This window comes from Pseudoalteromonas sp. SWXJZ10B, from assembly GCF_015864475.1.
Taxonomy (GTDB): domain Bacteria; phylum Pseudomonadota; class Gammaproteobacteria; order Enterobacterales; family Alteromonadaceae; genus Pseudoalteromonas; species Pseudoalteromonas arctica.
In genome coordinates this window covers 172,288-187,811 of the sequence record NZ_JADYXD010000002.1, presented here as the reverse complement: position 1 = coordinate 187,811, position 15,524 = coordinate 172,288, and the positions used below count along the sequence as shown (strand labels likewise).

15 protein-coding genes are annotated in these 15,524 nt (G+C 38.8%); 3 read left to right on the top strand and 12 right to left on the bottom strand.

What is annotated here, in order from left to right; all coding sequences use genetic code 11:
- Window positions 1-22 precede the first annotated feature (22 nt).
- Window positions 23-439, top strand: coding sequence for an MgtC/SapB family protein (locus I6F54_RS02750; protein ID WP_024590122.1), 417 nt, complete (start codon window positions 23-25; stop codon window positions 437-439).
- Window positions 440-546: 107 nt separating this feature from the next.
- On the opposite strand, the gene I6F54_RS02745 is transcribed toward I6F54_RS02750, so the two are convergent.
- Window positions 547-1,572 carry an energy transducer TonB gene (locus I6F54_RS02745; RefSeq protein ID WP_197139554.1) on the bottom strand — a complete coding sequence of 342 codons (1,026 nt, stop codon included), beginning with the start codon at window positions 1,570-1,572 and terminating at the stop codon, window positions 547-549.
- Window positions 1,573-1,752: 180 nt separating this feature from the next.
- Window positions 1,753-3,660, bottom strand: coding sequence for a beta-ketoacyl synthase (locus I6F54_RS02740; RefSeq protein ID WP_197139552.1), 1,908 nt, complete (start codon window positions 3,658-3,660; stop codon window positions 1,753-1,755).
- A gap of 126 nt (window positions 3,661-3,786) precedes the next feature.
- On the opposite strand from I6F54_RS02740, the gene I6F54_RS02735 reads away from it, so the two are divergent.
- Window positions 3,787-4,797, top strand: a complete 1,011-nt coding sequence (locus I6F54_RS02735) for a GlxA family transcriptional regulator (RefSeq protein ID WP_197139550.1) — start codon at window positions 3,787-3,789, stop codon at window positions 4,795-4,797.
- Window positions 4,798-4,825: 28 nt separating this feature from the next.
- Here I6F54_RS02735 and I6F54_RS02730 read toward each other — a convergent pair whose 3' ends face one another.
- The 5 genes from I6F54_RS02730 to I6F54_RS02710 form a co-directional block, all read right to left on the bottom strand.
- Window positions 4,826-5,482 (bottom strand): hypothetical protein, encoded by a 657-nt coding sequence (locus tag I6F54_RS02730; protein WP_197139548.1) that lies wholly within the window; start codon window positions 5,480-5,482, stop codon window positions 4,826-4,828.
- A gap of 69 nt (window positions 5,483-5,551) precedes the next feature.
- Complete coding sequence (locus I6F54_RS02725; protein WP_165740702.1) at window positions 5,552-6,658, bottom strand: hypothetical protein; 1,107 nt, start codon at window positions 6,656-6,658, stop codon at window positions 5,552-5,554.
- A gap of 91 nt (window positions 6,659-6,749) precedes the next feature.
- The gene (locus I6F54_RS02720; protein ID WP_165740703.1) at window positions 6,750-7,262 is read right to left on the bottom strand and encodes an MgtC/SapB family protein; all 513 of its coding nucleotides are present in this window, start codon (window positions 7,260-7,262) and stop codon (window positions 6,750-6,752) included.
- A gap of 7 nt (window positions 7,263-7,269) precedes the next feature.
- Window positions 7,270-8,382, bottom strand: a complete 1,113-nt coding sequence (locus I6F54_RS02715) for a GNAT family N-acetyltransferase/peptidase C39 family protein (protein ID WP_197139546.1) — start codon at window positions 8,380-8,382, stop codon at window positions 7,270-7,272.
- Window positions 8,383-8,386: 4 nt separating this feature from the next.
- Complete coding sequence (locus tag I6F54_RS02710; RefSeq protein WP_197139537.1) at window positions 8,387-9,781, bottom strand: RimK family protein; 1,395 nt, start codon at window positions 9,779-9,781, stop codon at window positions 8,387-8,389.
- A 306-nt stretch (window positions 9,782-10,087) separates the two neighbouring features.
- Between I6F54_RS02710 and I6F54_RS02705 the strand changes: the two genes are divergently transcribed.
- Complete coding sequence (locus I6F54_RS02705; RefSeq protein ID WP_197139535.1) at window positions 10,088-10,426, top strand: zinc ribbon domain-containing protein YjdM; 339 nt, start codon at window positions 10,088-10,090, stop codon at window positions 10,424-10,426.
- Between the two features lie 150 nt (window positions 10,427-10,576).
- On the opposite strand, the gene I6F54_RS02700 is transcribed toward I6F54_RS02705, so the two are convergent.
- The 5 genes from I6F54_RS02700 to I6F54_RS02680 form a co-directional block, all read right to left on the bottom strand.
- Window positions 10,577-11,290: a hypothetical protein gene (locus tag I6F54_RS02700; RefSeq protein WP_197139533.1), complete on the bottom strand. Its 714-nt coding sequence runs from the start codon at window positions 11,288-11,290 to the stop codon at window positions 10,577-10,579.
- A gap of 229 nt (window positions 11,291-11,519) precedes the next feature.
- Window positions 11,520-11,996, bottom strand: coding sequence for a GreA/GreB family elongation factor (locus I6F54_RS02695; RefSeq protein ID WP_197139531.1), 477 nt, complete (start codon window positions 11,994-11,996; stop codon window positions 11,520-11,522).
- A 185-nt stretch (window positions 11,997-12,181) separates the two neighbouring features.
- On the bottom strand, window positions 12,182-13,111 hold the full coding sequence (gene secF, locus I6F54_RS02690; protein WP_197139524.1) for a protein translocase subunit SecF: 930 nt from the start codon (window positions 13,109-13,111) through the stop codon (window positions 12,182-12,184).
- On the bottom strand, window positions 13,104-14,942 hold the full coding sequence (gene secD / locus I6F54_RS02685; RefSeq protein ID WP_197139523.1) for a protein translocase subunit SecD: 1,839 nt from the start codon (window positions 14,940-14,942) through the stop codon (window positions 13,104-13,106). Before secD ends, secF begins: the two co-directional genes overlap by 8 nt.
- A gap of 108 nt (window positions 14,943-15,050) precedes the next feature.
- Window positions 15,051-15,512, bottom strand: a complete 462-nt coding sequence (locus I6F54_RS02680; RefSeq protein ID WP_197139522.1) for a hypothetical protein — start codon at window positions 15,510-15,512, stop codon at window positions 15,051-15,053.
- Window positions 15,513-15,524: the final 12 nt, after the last annotated feature.

The window sequence follows — 15,524 nt, the reverse complement described above, 5'->3', positions numbered from 1 at the left end:
GTTAACCAGCACAGGCTCAATAATGGAAATTGATTTACAGTGGAATGAAATCATCGATAACTTAATACACTTAGGTATTGCATACCTACTTGCACTACCCATGGCTTACGACAGAGAGCGTAGTAATGATGGCGCAGGCCTTCGTACCTTTCCTCTTGTTGCTGTTGCATCGTGTGGGTATGCATTAATTGCTATGTCGGTTTTAGATGGCGCAGAAGCTCAATCAAAAATGTTGCAAGGCATCATTACTGGTATTGGTTTTATTGGCGGTGGCGCAATTTTGAAAAATAACAAATCAACCTCCGGCACAGCAACCGCAGCCAGTATTTGGAATATGGGCTTAATTGGTATAGCTGTAGCGTACAGCCGTTACGAAATAGCCATTTTACTTGCCATTATTAATTTTATAACGCTTAGGTATGTAAAAAAGTTTAAGTAACAGTTTTTTTAATAAGTATTGCAGCAAAATTCCAATGCATTATTTGAATAGCCAAAACTTATTAATGCAATAACTCCCCATAATTTATATGTGGGGAGTTACAATTTTTATAAAAAGCTTTCACCGCTTTGCTTAAGTGTAATTGTTTGTGCTTGAGCGCTTTTTATTAATAATCCACAACGCAAATCATTTTTCGAAATAACAATTTTATCAATTGTATTAGTGTCATAGTCAACGACTTTGTTTTCGCATCTAAGTTGCACTTTGCTCAGTGGTAATTCTGATTCTAATTTAACTTCAGACTTCGACATCATAGGCATTACAGCTTGTTCTGAAGCTAAACTAAATTGTTGCTTAATATCTCCCGAGTTTTTATAAATATCGTTCACTTGAGTTAACAACTGTTCCTTGTTTTGCTCTGTAAAGGTTATGGATTCAATATTGCCTAGTGCATCTATTGCATCATAAGCACGTACATAATCTTGTTTTGATATAAACCACTGTAAAGCGTTTTTAATCACACGTTTTTGAATTTGATCCGGTAGATTAGCTCTAAATAAAAACGCTTCGTAGATATGCTGATCAAAGCTCTTCCAGTCTTGCACAAAATAACTGTGCTGGCTTTTAAGCCATGCAAGCAAAACAATCTCAACCGTATTTTTTGTATGTTCATTTTCTAATTCATCGATACGGCTTTTAGCTTCATCGTATTTCTTTTCGTCGATTAATTTACTAGCTTGCTCATAATCATTAAAAAAGCCGCGAGACGCTTTATCGTTTGAAAAATTAATATGTAAATTTTGCGAACTTACAGTAATGGTTTTTGCTACAGGTATAGTCTCACCATTTAATTTTGCACTTTTGTAGTTGAGCTTAGACACGTAATCCATTACTTCTCTTTGGTACTTTTTTTGCCCAACCGTAGCTACAATTTCTATATCACTAACCTGCCCGCTTTTATCAACCAAGTAACTGCTCAAATTAATCCCCTCTAACCTCGAAGCGCGCGAAGAAGTATTAGTGAGCTGATCGTAGTTTTTATTAATTACTTCTGCAGGAATAAAGTCGTCAGAAAAAACAGAGAGTTGAGTAAAAGTACAAGTTAAAGAAAGCGCTAATATGAGTTTTTTCATCAGTTTTATCCATCCTAGATAGTGTTTATATAATAGAAACAAACGATCAACATAAAAGCAAGTGTAAACACAAAAGATTAGTTCATTTAATGAGCTTTACTTAGAAAAAACTTAATAGTAAATATATTTGAGGCATTAAAAAAGGCGCTTAAAAAGCGCCTTGCTAACAAGTATGTGTGCTTAAAACATATCTTGATAGGAATTTGTTGTGCTAAACGTAATTGCTTTTTCAAAGCCAGGTAACTGAATACTTTGCTCGTCTATTACAATATCGTTGTCGTCAATAAGTCCGTCGCCAAAGCGGTAAATAAGTTCGTACTGGCCTAAATCGGCTTGAGCTTGATACGTTTGTTGCGCGGCTTTAATTGCCACGTTTTTCTGCGCGTAACTACTCATAACTTCATCGCCATGGCGCTTAGCGAGCATTTGCATTGTTACTTTTGGTGAAAGTACGGTAGCTGTTGCATTGTTACCGCCAAAGCCTTTTGAATTTATAAAAGCAATATCCATATCGGCGCATTCGTAATGGCTATTACGAATATCAAGATGATCGGTGTAAACATCATCAGCCACTTTATCAATTGTGGTAATACCCGGCATAATATTATGGCTAAATACACCTAAAGCTATCGCTAATTGGTCGCCACTTGCAGGAGCTATAGTATGACCAACATAGGCTTTTGGCGCTGTCACTTTCCAATTATCAATAGCGAACGTTTGTGCCACTTTGTGATATATCAGCGACTCTGTTACGCGGTTTAGTGGTGTACTTGAGCCATGCGCTAAAATAAAGCTACGTTCTTGCAAAGCTTCTTTGCCTAAAAGGCTCGTTGCTAAAGCAGCCGATTTAGCCATGGTAATATAGTTACCAGGACCAGGTGACGTGATTGATTTTTTTATGCCATCTGCATTTACAAATACATCCGGTACGCAGCCCATAATGTCAGCGCCTAGTTCAAGGGCTAAGGCATCGTCCATTAAAATAGCAACTTGTGCGCCTTCACCTAATGTAAAGCCGCAGTTGTCGCCAAATGGGCGGCTACTTTTGCGATAATCTGGTTCTTCATCACTTGATAAGTTATCTAAACGGCGCAAACCTTCAACATTTGCAAGTGCGCTCATGTTACCAAAGCCTTCAATCACTTCTGGTGTAATAGCACACTCAACACTTGCGACAACCGCAACGCGTGTACGCCCTGCCTGTATGTCGTTAACCGCTGCACGTAAGTTGTATAAAAACGTAGCACAGGCGCCCGAGGTCGAAAACGTAGTACCTACATTGCCCGTAACATACGCGTTAATAAAATCAGTCGACATGGTATTTAAACCCAGTGCTAACTGTTTAGTACTAACACGGTCGCCTTGTTGGCGCGCTTTTACTAAACCGCCAAGGCCTTTGTCGTCCATTTGGCCAATTACCGATGCTGAATAAGTACCAATTTTATCTGGCTCTACGCTATTCATAATGTGTTGCCAATCAAGCCCTGTTGATTTAATCGCATCGGTAGCTGCAAAAATTGTCGCTTGCAGGCCACGTGGCTGATAACGGCTGTTATACATAACAGACGGATCAAACCCAGTTGGAAATTGCCCTGCAGATTTAATTGGGTTATCACGTGTTGAGTTGTGTTTTACATCTATTTCGGCAGCAATAGTAACTTTAACTTTTTTGCCTTCAAGTTCTTCAACCTGCCAACTCGTCGGAACCGGCGTTGGTAAATCGCGAGCACGTGTTTCAAACACAATAGCATTTTCGCTTGATGCGCTTAGTGTCATTTTTTGCTGCCACGGTGTGGCATCTGCATCAAAGTGTTCTTTTTCAATTTTACGAATAAGTGTACCAGCAATAATTTGCTCACCAAAGCGTGCTTCTATGTCGCTTTGCTCAACATTATTACCTTGTGTATCTTGTAATTGGCCGTTTACAACGCTTACTAGATTCATCAGTGTGGCGAGGCCTAAAAATGTTTCACTGCGATCTTGAGCGTTTAAACTATCTAACACGATACGGCGATAACCTTGATGAAAAGAAGTACGGCCAGCGGCGTTAATACCACCCATGCCTACTATAACGGGTAATGCAGTCATAATTTACCTTTAAAAAACGTGTTATTAGAAGAACAGCCAGTTTAAATGGATTATGCACTATGCATTGTGCTTTAATAGCCAAATATTCAGCACAAAAGGCCAAAATGTACTGGTCGGAGCATTTATATGACTGACAAACACACTAATCCACCACTAAACATTGCTATAGCGGTTTATCCGCATTTATTAGTGACTAGTTTAACGCTGCCAATTGAGATGTTAAGAGCCGGCGAGGCCTTTGCTAAAGGCCATATTGATAAACATGGCTTTAGACCGCTTGCTATAAATTTAGTGGCTAAAAATGCAGAATCTATAGCTACTCGCGCAGGCCTTGCGATAATTCCTGATTGCATAACAACTAATGCGCCCTATAGTGATTTAATTATAGTGCCTGGTATTTGGCGCAATCCGCGCCCAGTGGTGCGTACAAATCAAGACGTAGTTGACTGGCTAAGCGAGAGCTTTAGCGCAGGCAGCCATATAATTGGTGTAGGCACTGGCAACTGCTTACTAGCTGAGGCTGGCTTACTTGATGGGCACCCTGCTACCACCCATTGGCACTACGCCAATCAATTTAGCCACGACTACCCGTTAGTGCGCCTAAAACCCGACTTTTTTATAACCCAGTCAGAACGCATGTATACCGTAGCAAGCCTTAATGCCCTTGCAGATGTGATCGTACATATTATTAGTCAGTACTATGGAAAAGCCGCCGCTCAACATGTAGAGCGAAACTTTTCGCACGAAATACGTAAACCCTACGAAGATCAACGCTACTTAGAAGGCGCAGTTGACCGCCATCCCGACGAGCTAATTGCGCAAATTCAGTTTTGGCTAAAAACAAATTTAGCCACCGAGTTAAACCTTCAAGAAGTCGCTGCCCAATTTAGCTTGAGCTACCGTACTTTTACACGTCGCTTTAGAGCTGCTACCAATCAAAGCCCTATTGAGTATTGGCAACAATTACGCGTAGAAGGTGCGAAGGAGTTATTAGCGTCATCAAATCTATCAATTCAAGAAGTAGCTTTAGAGGTCGGTTATAACGATCAAGGGCATTTAACGCGTGTGTTTAAAAAGGTATTAAGCCAAACGCCCAGTGGTTATAGAAAAGTAGTTAGGAGAAAGTTATTTGGCTAACTTTTACTCTGTAAATATGTACAATGAATTACTTAGTTTCGATAAATATATACGAAGAGGCGAACCAAACAGGTAATTTTTTAGAGTCCTTTAATTTATTTTTTATTGATAAGTCAACAGAAGCTTCGAATGCTAAATAATATAAACCCGACTTTTCAATTTCAGTAAAAAAAGATAAAGTCTTTTTTACTCCAACAAGCAGATGTGCCTTCTCTATATATTTTTTATTATGAGAATTTTGATCCTGAAGGCTAGAGTATAAAAGTGGACTTAGCGATGACTCTCCTTTCAATTTATCACCTTTATATTTAGTCAAATAAATTTTTAAAGGTGATTTAACCCAAGACATACGAACATCATTGGTCCCTGTATTCTTAATAATTACATTAACTATCAAACCTACGTTCCCGTTAGGAAGGTTAGTTGTTTTTAAGTCAATATCTATTACGCTCGAGTCAACTCCATTAATTTTATTTTGTAAATCTGCGAGCTCTGCTTTACTTTTAGTTAACTCGGCTGTCGTTTTCTTTAACTCAGCCTCAGCTCTATCTTTTTGTAAAAGTGTATCAAACGTATGATAAGCCCAGAAACCAGAAACAACTAAACCAACAGCTACAACAATAAATTGAAGAGTCTCTGCCCAGTTATCTCGCCATGGTTTTTTAAATGCATCAAAAAAGTTCACTTGCAGCCCTAGATGTTCATAATATAAACATTTTATAGTTATATTTTAAGTAAATAATTAGGTTATTAATTATAAAATCAGCTTATTAGAAGGTGTAGCCTCGCCAAAACCATCATCTAGTTCCAGTAACGCCTTATCTGCTTTTTTTATCTTCAAATTTAGTTCGCTTTTACTATTACTAAATTGCGTTTCTATTTTTACTGCTTCCACTAATTTAGCTATTTGATTACTGGGGACTGTCATGTCAGCTTTAATCTCATCAGCAACAGCTATCTGCGTATTAAATAATGCAGCGAAGACAGCTGCAAAATAAATGTTTTTTATAAAATCATTTGTATTTAACTGAAGATACTCTACACCAGGAGACATAAACGCATGTTGAACTGTCAGTTCATAGTTGAAAGTACTTGCATTATCATTTAAGAAATTATGAAAATTATCTAAGGACGCATCATTTTCTCCCTCGCATGTCCTTAAAAAAGAAGAAAGTAATTCTAACTGTCGATAAGTGATTGATAAATTAGCAACTTCATTATTTCCTAAAGCTTTTTCTGAAGCAATATTAACTGAACACCTAACTTCATCATTAACTAAATGGATTGGGAAAAGCCAATGGTTTAAAGCTTGGATATGCTCACTTTTGTTTACTCCAAAGACAGCACCAGTATTTTTTAAACTTCTTTCTAAAGGGTAAGGAATATTATCTCTACTTTGGCTTCTACCCCAGTGGACATCGTATCTCAAAGAAAAATCGCAAGTCTTTACATCTTTTACTTTCACTAGATCTGTTAATTCTATTGATTGGTCACTAAAATAACAATCAGACTTAATAACGCCAGCTATGATACGTTTATCATTTACACTAATAACAATATCATTCTTTTTGATATCCGTGATAAACCGTTTTATCTGAGCGTTTTTATTACCTACCTGACTTTTTGATTCCCCTTTTTCAAGAAGAAATTTCTGATGTGATGAAATTATTTTTGATTTTTGTTCAATGGAGAGGAAGCTAGTGTCCTTTAAGGTAGATAAATTGAGCATATCAGCATGGCCAATTGCTACAAGATTATTTTGAACGAAATGAGGGAAAAAATGAGCCCCTACTCCAGCCCTAACGACCCAATATTTTCTATCTTCGGGAACTGGAAAAACATCTATACATCTTCCTTGCATTCTTAATACCTTTAATCCATTAAAAAATTAGTTTCTCATTAATACAGAGTTCATGTAAACAAATAAATTCGTTTAAGCAAAAACGCCACTTTTAGTGGCGTTCTGACTCGTTAAAATCCTTTCGATAGTAGCGCTTTTGATAGTTTTTTACTTTAGTGTGTACGCCTTTGCTTAAGCTTTTAAATTTAGCCTCGAGTACGTCTACACCGTATAAAATACCGACCACCAGCACCGAAAGTTTTATTGCAGCGCCAAGGTTTTCGGTCGCTATCATAACGCCTATTGATGCTAGCACCCAAATGGTTGCAGCTGATGTAACTCCAACCACTGCACCATCTTTTGCGAGCATAACGCCTGCCCCTAAAAAGCCAATACCTGTAATTATTTGCCCAACTACACGAGAATGATCTATTACATCCCCTTGTAAATTAAACGCAGTGGATAAAAACAAATACGTACCCAGCGTTATTAACGCTGAGGTACGAATACCCACAGGCTTGCCGCGCAACTGGCGCTCTATTCCAATAATGGCACCGCAAAAAGCCGCAGTACCAATAGCCGCCCACGAATACGGGGCTACATCAATTAAATCTAAAAAAGTCACTGTTAACCTATCTTTTATTAGCGATAGCCACCGCCGTTCGTAAACGCTGGCTACCAAATGCTGACATTTTACTAAAATCACTTCGTGCAATAGGCACATATTGGCAATCTATTGCGAGTTGTTTATCGTTACCGGGCTCACAAAACGGATCGTGAACATACACGCAGTGCTCATCAAGGTGTGTAACACACACCCAATGTGGCGATTTTTTACCATCAAAGCTGTATGTACTAATTAATAACAGCACACTAAAGCCTTTACTTAACCACTGCTCAATATGTTCAAGCTCTACATCTGTATACGTAAGCGGTATATTTGCTTGCGCTATACCATCTACAAATTGTTGATGCACGGTGGCAAGTACCACTTTTTTGTTTTCGTTACGTACGCCATCTAAAAACAAAGGCTCTGTGGTATTAACCATTACCTCGCTTTTAAAACCCCGCTTATTAGCGGCAAGTGCCAAACCAAATGGATGGCAACCACCATGACCCGATGTCATAAAAATGGTGGTACCTTCACGCCAAAGTGCTAACTCATGTGATTGAGTAAGCTCAGTAGTCGGCTCAAGTGCGCCCATTGCCATTAATAGCGCAGCAGGCCCGCACGTAAACTCGGTAGTTTGCTGATACCACGGCGTTAAACGCGCCACTTTTAACTCACTCGTTTGTCGAATGTTTTTTTGCATTCGCAGTGCGTCACTGTGGTCGTCGTAATAATCGCTGTATTGGCCAAATACTCTGTAGCCTAAGCTTTTATAAAGCCCTATCGCGCCTTCGTTATTTACAGCTACCTCTAAGCGCAGGTAAATACGAGCCCGCTCACACGTTTCTTTTTCAAGGCTAGTAAGCAGTGCTTTTGCAATGCCCTTACCTTGCATTGTGGGTAACACAGCAAGCGAATATAAACGCGCTAAACGCGTGCCTTTATGGCACCACACTAACCCATAGCCGCATATTTTCTCGCCATTTTCTGCAACGAGCAAAATACCATGTTTTGCACTAAGCCAGCGCTTTAAACTACGCGGGCTTAATTTATCGTTATTAAAGCAAGCGTTTTCAACGTCAATCAGTGCATTCAAATCACTGCTAAGCGCCTTTCGAATAACAAGGTTGCTCATGTTATTATCCACGGCCTCGTGCTTCTAAGCGTTGTTTAAACTCATCCATAATGATCATGTATAGCTCATCGCCTAAATAGCCGTCTTCTACTTTGTGATCAATACTTGGGTTGTCGTTTACTTCAAGCACGTATGCTTTGCCTTGATGCTCTTTAACATCTACGCCATATAAACCCCTACCCACTGTTTTACATGCTTTTAATGCGGCATCTAATACTGCTTTTGGTAACTCAAAGGTTGGTAGAGTTTCAAAGCCGCCAGAGAAAAACCGTTTCGCGTCGTGGTTATAAATTTGCCAATGGTTACGCGCCATTAAATAACGACATGCATAAATAGCACGACCGTTTAACACACCCACTCGCCAATCGTATTCGGTATACATATACTCTTGCGCGAGCACTAATGCGCTAAATTCAAACAACTCTGTAAGCTTAGCTTCAAGCTCATCACGGTTTGACACTTTATAAACACCTTTTGAGAAAGACCCTTCAGGCATTTTTAAAACAAGCGGATACGTAAAGGCTTCTTCTAGCTGCTCAAGCGTTTCACTTGATTGATCAGCCACTACAACCGTTTTTAAACTTGGCACTTTTTGATAATTAAATGCATCGTGTAAATACACTTTATTACAACAACGTAAAATAGACTCAGCATCGTCAATAACCACTAAACCAAGGCTTTGCGCTTTGCTCGCAAGGCGATACGTTGGATGGTCAATCGCTGTAGTTTGGCGAATAAATAACGCATCAAACTGGGCTATATTGTCAATTTCGTCAAAACTTAGGGCTTGTGCATTAATACCGTGTTTAGCAGCGGCTTTAATAAAGCGTGCAATAGCGTCTTTATCGCTCGGCGGTACTTTTTCGTTATGATCAACAAGTATTGCCATGTCCCATCTAAAACGACGTTGCACCGCACCAATACGCCACTGCGTTTTAGTAAAGTTATCTAGCTTGGCAACAAAGTCGCTGTACTGCTGCTCATTTAAAGACGACAACGACCCTTGTTGTAATAAGCCTTGCTCATCAACAAATAAAATAGGTGCTGGGTATTGTTTAAATACCGACTTTGCCGCTTTTGATTGTAAATCGTTTAGTGCATTACCAAAGTAAAGTGTGCCATCTATTTGGCCTACATTTAACATAGGGGCTTGGCCACTACGAAGTGCGTTTATTGTTTTTACACTTGGCAAAACTTGGTGCTTGCGCGCCTCAGCAAGTAACGAGCAATAGTAACCTTTGCTCAAGTATTGGCTTGAGTCGCACAGATTAATAATGCGTGTTTTTGGTTCATTTTGTTTTGGGTAATCACGTAAATAAGTATTAAAGGTAATTACATTTTCGAACGATTGAGCAAGCGTTTGCTCGTTGTTATCAACCACAATTAAGGTTTTAAACACGACTTTTCCTAGTTAAGTCAAAATATAAAAAGCATGCTTAAGTAACATTACTAAGCATTATAAATAGAAACACCCATCGTACTAAGTGGGCATTGCGCGAATCACTTAATACGATGGGTGCTTTAACAGGTACCTACTGTACACGTTAGCGCTTAAATTGCTTAAGCGACATGTGCTTTATATGCCCTTTTTTAAAAACGCACAAACGAGATATTTTTAGCGTGAAGATGAAAAATATTGATTAACTATATTTTCCACCTAATGCAGATTAAAATACGCAAAACAGTACTTTATAAGAGTTTAAAAATGTCGCTACCTGCTTGCCCAAAATGCCAATGTGAATATGTTTATGAAGACCAACAACTGCTTGCTTGCCCCGAGTGCGCTCATGAGTGGAACCCAAATAATACAAGCGACGAAGACGCTATTTTAATAAAAGATGCCAACGGCACCTTGCTAAGTGATGGCGACAAAGTGACAGTAGCCAAAGATTTAAAAATTAAAGGCAGCTCACAAGTAATTAAAATTGGCACCAAAGCGGTAGTTAGAAGAGTACTTGATAAAAAAGATCACGAGCTAGATTGTAAAGTAGAAGGCATTGGCGAAATGATGGTGACTGCTAAGTTTGTGAAAAAGGCTAATTAATTTGAGTAATACAATTTATGTTGGTCGGATAAATGGCGAAGCCATGTCATCCGACACATAGCTTCTTATGAATATAAGTAATGTATTAACGAGTGATGCCTTTCGCATTATGGCGCTTCGCTTATTCGAATTAGATGTAGTGATGTAGAATCAGCTATTAATTTTCAAGTCTTCCTTAGCAGCTTTGATAAGGGCTTTGTAGGCTAGTTCTGCTGCTTTAGATTTATGGTATAGATAATTTTCAAAGGTATCTGGGGAGCTAATATTGAATTTAGTTATTTCTCCTGTTTTAATGTCGTTCTGAAATGATTCTTCTAGGTTATTCTTTCTAATTTCTTCGGCATTGAAAAAATCATTTAAAACAACCATAACTTGGGGGCTAAGGAACAGGACACCTTTTTTATTTACTAATGATTTCAATTTAACAGTTAACTCTTTGACTTGACCATTATATATCTCATTTGCTTGGTTAAATAATTCATGCTCTATTTCATTAATTTTAGCATCATTACCCTCGTACATACCGTTTAAGGAAGGAACTTTATCTAGATATTTTTCAGCCACTAAACAGAAGTTTCTAATATCTAATATGATCTCAATCATACTCAAGAAAAGCTCTTTTCTGAACTCCCACTTCTGCTGTTCAACCCAATTTTTTTGTTGTACTTCTTCTTTTATTAAGTCAAATTGAGATTTTATTTTTTCTGTTACCTCAGTTTGATCAGATAGGTGCCTTAATAAAGTTTCATGTTGCTCATTTATCGCCTTTATTTCTGCCTTTTTCTTAAGATAAACACCAAAATAAGCGCTTAAACCTGAAAACAACGAAGTAAAAAAGATTATCCAATAATTAAAATCAGCCATAAGGTTCCTTAGAAAGGTTGGTAAACAGTGCTTTGGTTATTTCTAATATCCAAAATAAACTATATAGTCCAATAATTCCATTAGTTAACCCTATTGTAAACAATCGATTAACCAATCTATAAGCGCTTATATTACTTTAATCAAAGTGAGGCTTTAATATTTTAAAAAGACTTTTTTGCAGGGTGGCGTTTCGCTTATCCAACCTACGTTAAATCACATCAATAACTTTTTATAAAAGCTCAATCACATCATATTCATGGTTTTTTCCCATAATAGTTAGGCTAACCTCATCATCAAGGTGTTTGTCTAAAAGTAGTTTACCCAGCGGTGCTTCGGGGGTAACAACTTGTATCGTTGAGCCTTTTACTTCAACTGTTAATCCACCAGCGGCTGGGCCTAAATAAAACCATTTTTGGGCTGCGTTATCATCTTCTAAACATATCAGCGAACCGACGGCTATTTTGTCGGTTGGTTTTTCGTTAAAGGCAGGCTCAAACAATTCTATGCTTTTATAGCAATCGTTTACGCGCTGGGCCTGGCCTTGTGCTAAATAAGCGGCTTCGAGCCCTAGGGTATCGTATTTATTTTCGGCTATGTTTTCTTCATGTGTGGCGGTGTCGTGCGCGGTTTTTGCCGCCACTTTTGCTGTTGTAAGCTGCGCTTCTAGTGCAAAACGAAGATGTTCGATAACGTGGGTTTTATTCATGGGGATTAATACAATACAGGCTGTAAAAAATAAGGCAGTTAGTTTAACATTTTTGCGGGGCTTAAAACCATTGTTTTAACCCCGCAAGGTTGGTTGGAATACTTGCGGGATTTAAATAAGCATTAAACTAGCAAAGAGCCGTCGATTGGTTGGTACGGCTCTTTGCTTGTGCTTTATTAAAAACCTTATGGCATATCTAATAATGTTTGCGTGTGGGCATCTACTTTAACTTCGTAGTTTTTAGCGCTTAAACCCATTAGCTCTGGCAAGGTTGCCGCTATACAAATAGACGAGAACGTACCCACTACAATGCCGGTAAATAATGCAATAGCAAAACCTTGCAGTGGTGCGCCTGCAAGTAGCCAAACGCTGGCAACCGTAGCAAGTGTGGTACCCGATGTTATTAAAGTGCGTGTTAGCGTACTTTTAATCGCATTATTAATTATAGTCGCTGGGCTAAGTACATTGTTTGATTGAATACGTAAAAGCTCGCGTACTCTATCTCCCACTATTATTGAGTCGTTAAGTGAGTAACCAATAATAGCCAGTAAGCTGGCCAGCACGGTTAGGTTAAACTCAATTTGTAATAGTGAAAATAACCCAAGTACGAGTATTAAATCGTGCACTAACGCAACCACAGAGCCAACAGCTAAACGCCATTCAAAGCGAACTGCAAGGTAAAGCATTACCGCAATCATTGCAGCAAACATGGCTAAACAACCTTGATCAAATAGCTCATCGCCCACTTGTGATCCAATATAGGCCGATGATAAAACCTGTGCGTTTATATCATCGTTTTGTATAACGGCGCTTTGCCAATCAAGGCTATTAGTTGATGCGCTTGGCGCTTCTCTTAATTGAAAATGGCTATTACCTTGCGCGGTTAGCTCAAAATCACCGTTGTGATTTTTAGCAATAAACGATTGAAGCTCTTTTAGTTCAACACTTTGGTTGGTTGTAAACTCAGTTAAATAACCGCCGGTAAAATCCAGGCCGAAATTTAGCCCTTTTTGCGCAAGCGTAAATACCGATAGCAGCACTAAAATAGCACTTAAAAGCATACCCATAAAACGTAAACGTGTACCCTTTTCACCTTTCAAGAAAGTGTTAAGCATGTGCTTTTACTCCTGCTTTTTTACCCATTTTTAAATACAACGTTTGGCTTAATATTTTTGATACGTACACACCTGTAAATACAGACGTTAAAAGCCCCAGTGCGAGTGTAATGGCAAAACCTTTAACGGGCCCATAGCCTATGCCATATAAAATAAGTGCAGTGATCATGGTGGTTATATTGGCATCAAATATTGTATTTGCGGCTTGTTTATACCCCTCTTGAATAGCCTGATACGGTGCACGCCCTTGGCGACGCTCTTCTTTAATACGTTCAAATATTATTACGTTAGTGTCTACCGCCATACCTATAGTTAGCACTAGGCCTGCAATACCCGGAAGCGTTAACACAACCCCTGGTAATAATGACATTAAACCCACAAGCGACGTTAAATTTAATATAAGTGCTACGTTTGCAATAAGGCCTAAACGGCGATACCAAAGCGCCATAAATGCAAGGGTAATGCCCATACCTAACATAAGCGCAGCTAAGCCATTACTAATGTTTTCGCTGCCGAGGCTTGGCCCTATTGTTTGCTCGTGCACAATTGTAACAGGTGCTGTAAGCGAGCCTGCACGTAGTAACAATGCAAGATCGGCTGCCGCTTGTTGGCTTTTCATATTGGTAATACTAAAACGCGAACTTAAATGCTGAGCAATATTGGCAACATTAATAACTTCGCTTTTTTTAACTACTTCGCCTTTAGCGTTTTGAGAATACTCAGAGTAAACCGTCGCCATTGGCTTACCAATATTGGCTTTTGAAAACGCCGACATTGCATCGCCGCCTTGGCCGTCTAGGCTAAGTTGAACAAGTGGTTTACCCCAATCGTCGCGGCCTATGTTTGCATTATTGATATGGTCCCCTGTAAAAATTGGCACAGGGTCAAGCTCAATCGTACCGCCCGATTGCATATTAAATGTTTTGCCGCCAATTTCTTTTAATTGATAAAAACCAAGCGATGCTGTTGCACCAATAATACGTTTTGCTTCGGTTGGATCTTGCACGCCTGGTAGCTCTATACGAATGCGATGTTTGCCTTGTTGCTGTGTTACCGCTTCGGTAATGCCTAACTCTTCAATACGCGAACGAAGGGTTGTAAGTGTTTGCCCCATAACCTCTTTATCAAAGCTGCTGCGGCCTTGCTCTGAATAACTAAATTTGGCAGTTTTAACGCTGCCGTTATTGCTTGTTACAACGGCTAAATTAACAAATCGGCTTTGTAGCTCTTCAATAACGGGGGTTAACTTGTCGGTTGCATTAGGCAATGCGTTTATTTCAAACCCCTGCTGAGTTTGCTGCGCTTTTACGCCATGTGCTTTTTGCTTAATAATAATTGATTTAGCTTGTTGATACGCACTGACTAACTGCTCATCAACGGCTTTATCTAAATCTACGTCTAGTACAAATAGCACACCGCCATTTAAATCAAGGCCCAGCTTTATTGGTGATAAACCAAAATCTTGTAACCATGTTGGGCTGGTTGCATGCTCAACAATTTTAACTTGCGTGTTTGGATATTGCGCTTTTATAGCCGCTTGCGCCTGAGCGCTTTTAGTTGGCTCGTTTAAAAGTATATTAATAGTCGATTGCTTATCTAAACCCTGCTCAACCTCTAGCCCTTGTTTATTTAAAAAAGTAACTAGCGTTTTAGTGCTCGGTAAAGATTGCGTTTCGCTGTGCGGCGTACTACTTACGTGCAACCACGATTTATTTGGATATAGGTTTGGTAATGCGCTGATAGCTAATAAAACCAATACTATTAGCATGGCTATATAGCTTAATTTGAACTTAGCCGAAGACGGCTTTTTATCTTTTTTAAAACTTAACATGTTGAATCCTTATTGCCAGCAAAGCTAGCAACGTGCTTTTTAAAAGCACAATTAATCTGCAGGCTAAAACTTTAAAAGTTAAAACCTAATAAAATTAAATAAGGAAAATTAAGCGTGGTAGGTAGTTACAGCTCTGTAGAGTAAGTTTACGTCTTTCCAGCCACTCAAGCGCGACTTTTTACTATTAGTTACAAGCGTATACCAAGGCTGTATAGGATTAATCGCTCTTGGTCGTAAGAATATATGCCTAACAAGATTTTGAGCAAAAAATTCAAAAACCACATCGTATTCTGGCTCACTTTGAACAGTGTGCAAAAACAATGATGAATTATTGGCTGTTAACCTTGGTTGGTGCGCGTCAAAATCGGTTTGATGCGTTTTTTTATGCTGCGAAGTATCTACAGACTTAGTAATAGGCTGTATTTTAGTTAGATCGGTAATATCAGTAAGCGAAACCTGCGTACTTACATTAATATTTAAATTTTGTGAGGCGTCCATAGCATTGCTTTGCACACTAAAAAGTGCAGCAAGTAGCAAAAAGGCAGTTAAAAACACTCTAAATTTAAACATTCACGTTTTAAA

What these genes read in the sequence shown, in the direction of transcription:
- secF (WP_197139524.1), bottom strand. Translation starts at nt 13,111, where the DNA reads ATGCTTAACACTTTCTTGAAAGGTGAAAAGGGTACACGTTTACGTTTT.
- I6F54_RS02680 (WP_197139522.1), bottom strand. Translation starts at nt 15,512, where the DNA reads ATGTTTAAATTTAGAGTGTTTTTAACTGCCTTTTTGCTACTTGCTGCA.
- secD (WP_197139523.1), bottom strand. Translation starts at nt 14,942, where the DNA reads ATGTTAAGTTTTAAAAAAGATAAAAAGCCGTCTTCGGCTAAGTTCAAA.
- I6F54_RS02695 (WP_197139531.1), bottom strand. Translation starts at nt 11,996, where the DNA reads ATGAATAAAACCCACGTTATCGAACATCTTCGTTTTGCACTAGAAGCG.
- I6F54_RS02725 (WP_165740702.1), bottom strand. Translation starts at nt 6,658, where the DNA reads ATGCAAGGAAGATGTATAGATGTTTTTCCAGTTCCCGAAGATAGAAAA.
- I6F54_RS02745 (WP_197139554.1), bottom strand. Translation starts at nt 1,572, where the DNA reads ATGAAAAAACTCATATTAGCGCTTTCTTTAACTTGTACTTTTACTCAA.
- I6F54_RS02735 (WP_197139550.1), top strand. Translation starts at nt 3,787, where the DNA reads ATGACTGACAAACACACTAATCCACCACTAAACATTGCTATAGCGGTT.
- I6F54_RS02705 (WP_197139535.1), top strand. Translation starts at nt 10,088, where the DNA reads ATGTCGCTACCTGCTTGCCCAAAATGCCAATGTGAATATGTTTATGAA.
- I6F54_RS02750 (WP_024590122.1), top strand. Translation starts at nt 23, where the DNA reads ATGGAAATTGATTTACAGTGGAATGAAATCATCGATAACTTAATACAC.
- I6F54_RS02715 (WP_197139546.1), bottom strand. Translation starts at nt 8,382, where the DNA reads ATGAGCAACCTTGTTATTCGAAAGGCGCTTAGCAGTGATTTGAATGCA.
- I6F54_RS02740 (WP_197139552.1), bottom strand. Translation starts at nt 3,660, where the DNA reads ATGACTGCATTACCCGTTATAGTAGGCATGGGTGGTATTAACGCCGCT.
- I6F54_RS02700 (WP_197139533.1), bottom strand. Translation starts at nt 11,290, where the DNA reads ATGGCTGATTTTAATTATTGGATAATCTTTTTTACTTCGTTGTTTTCA.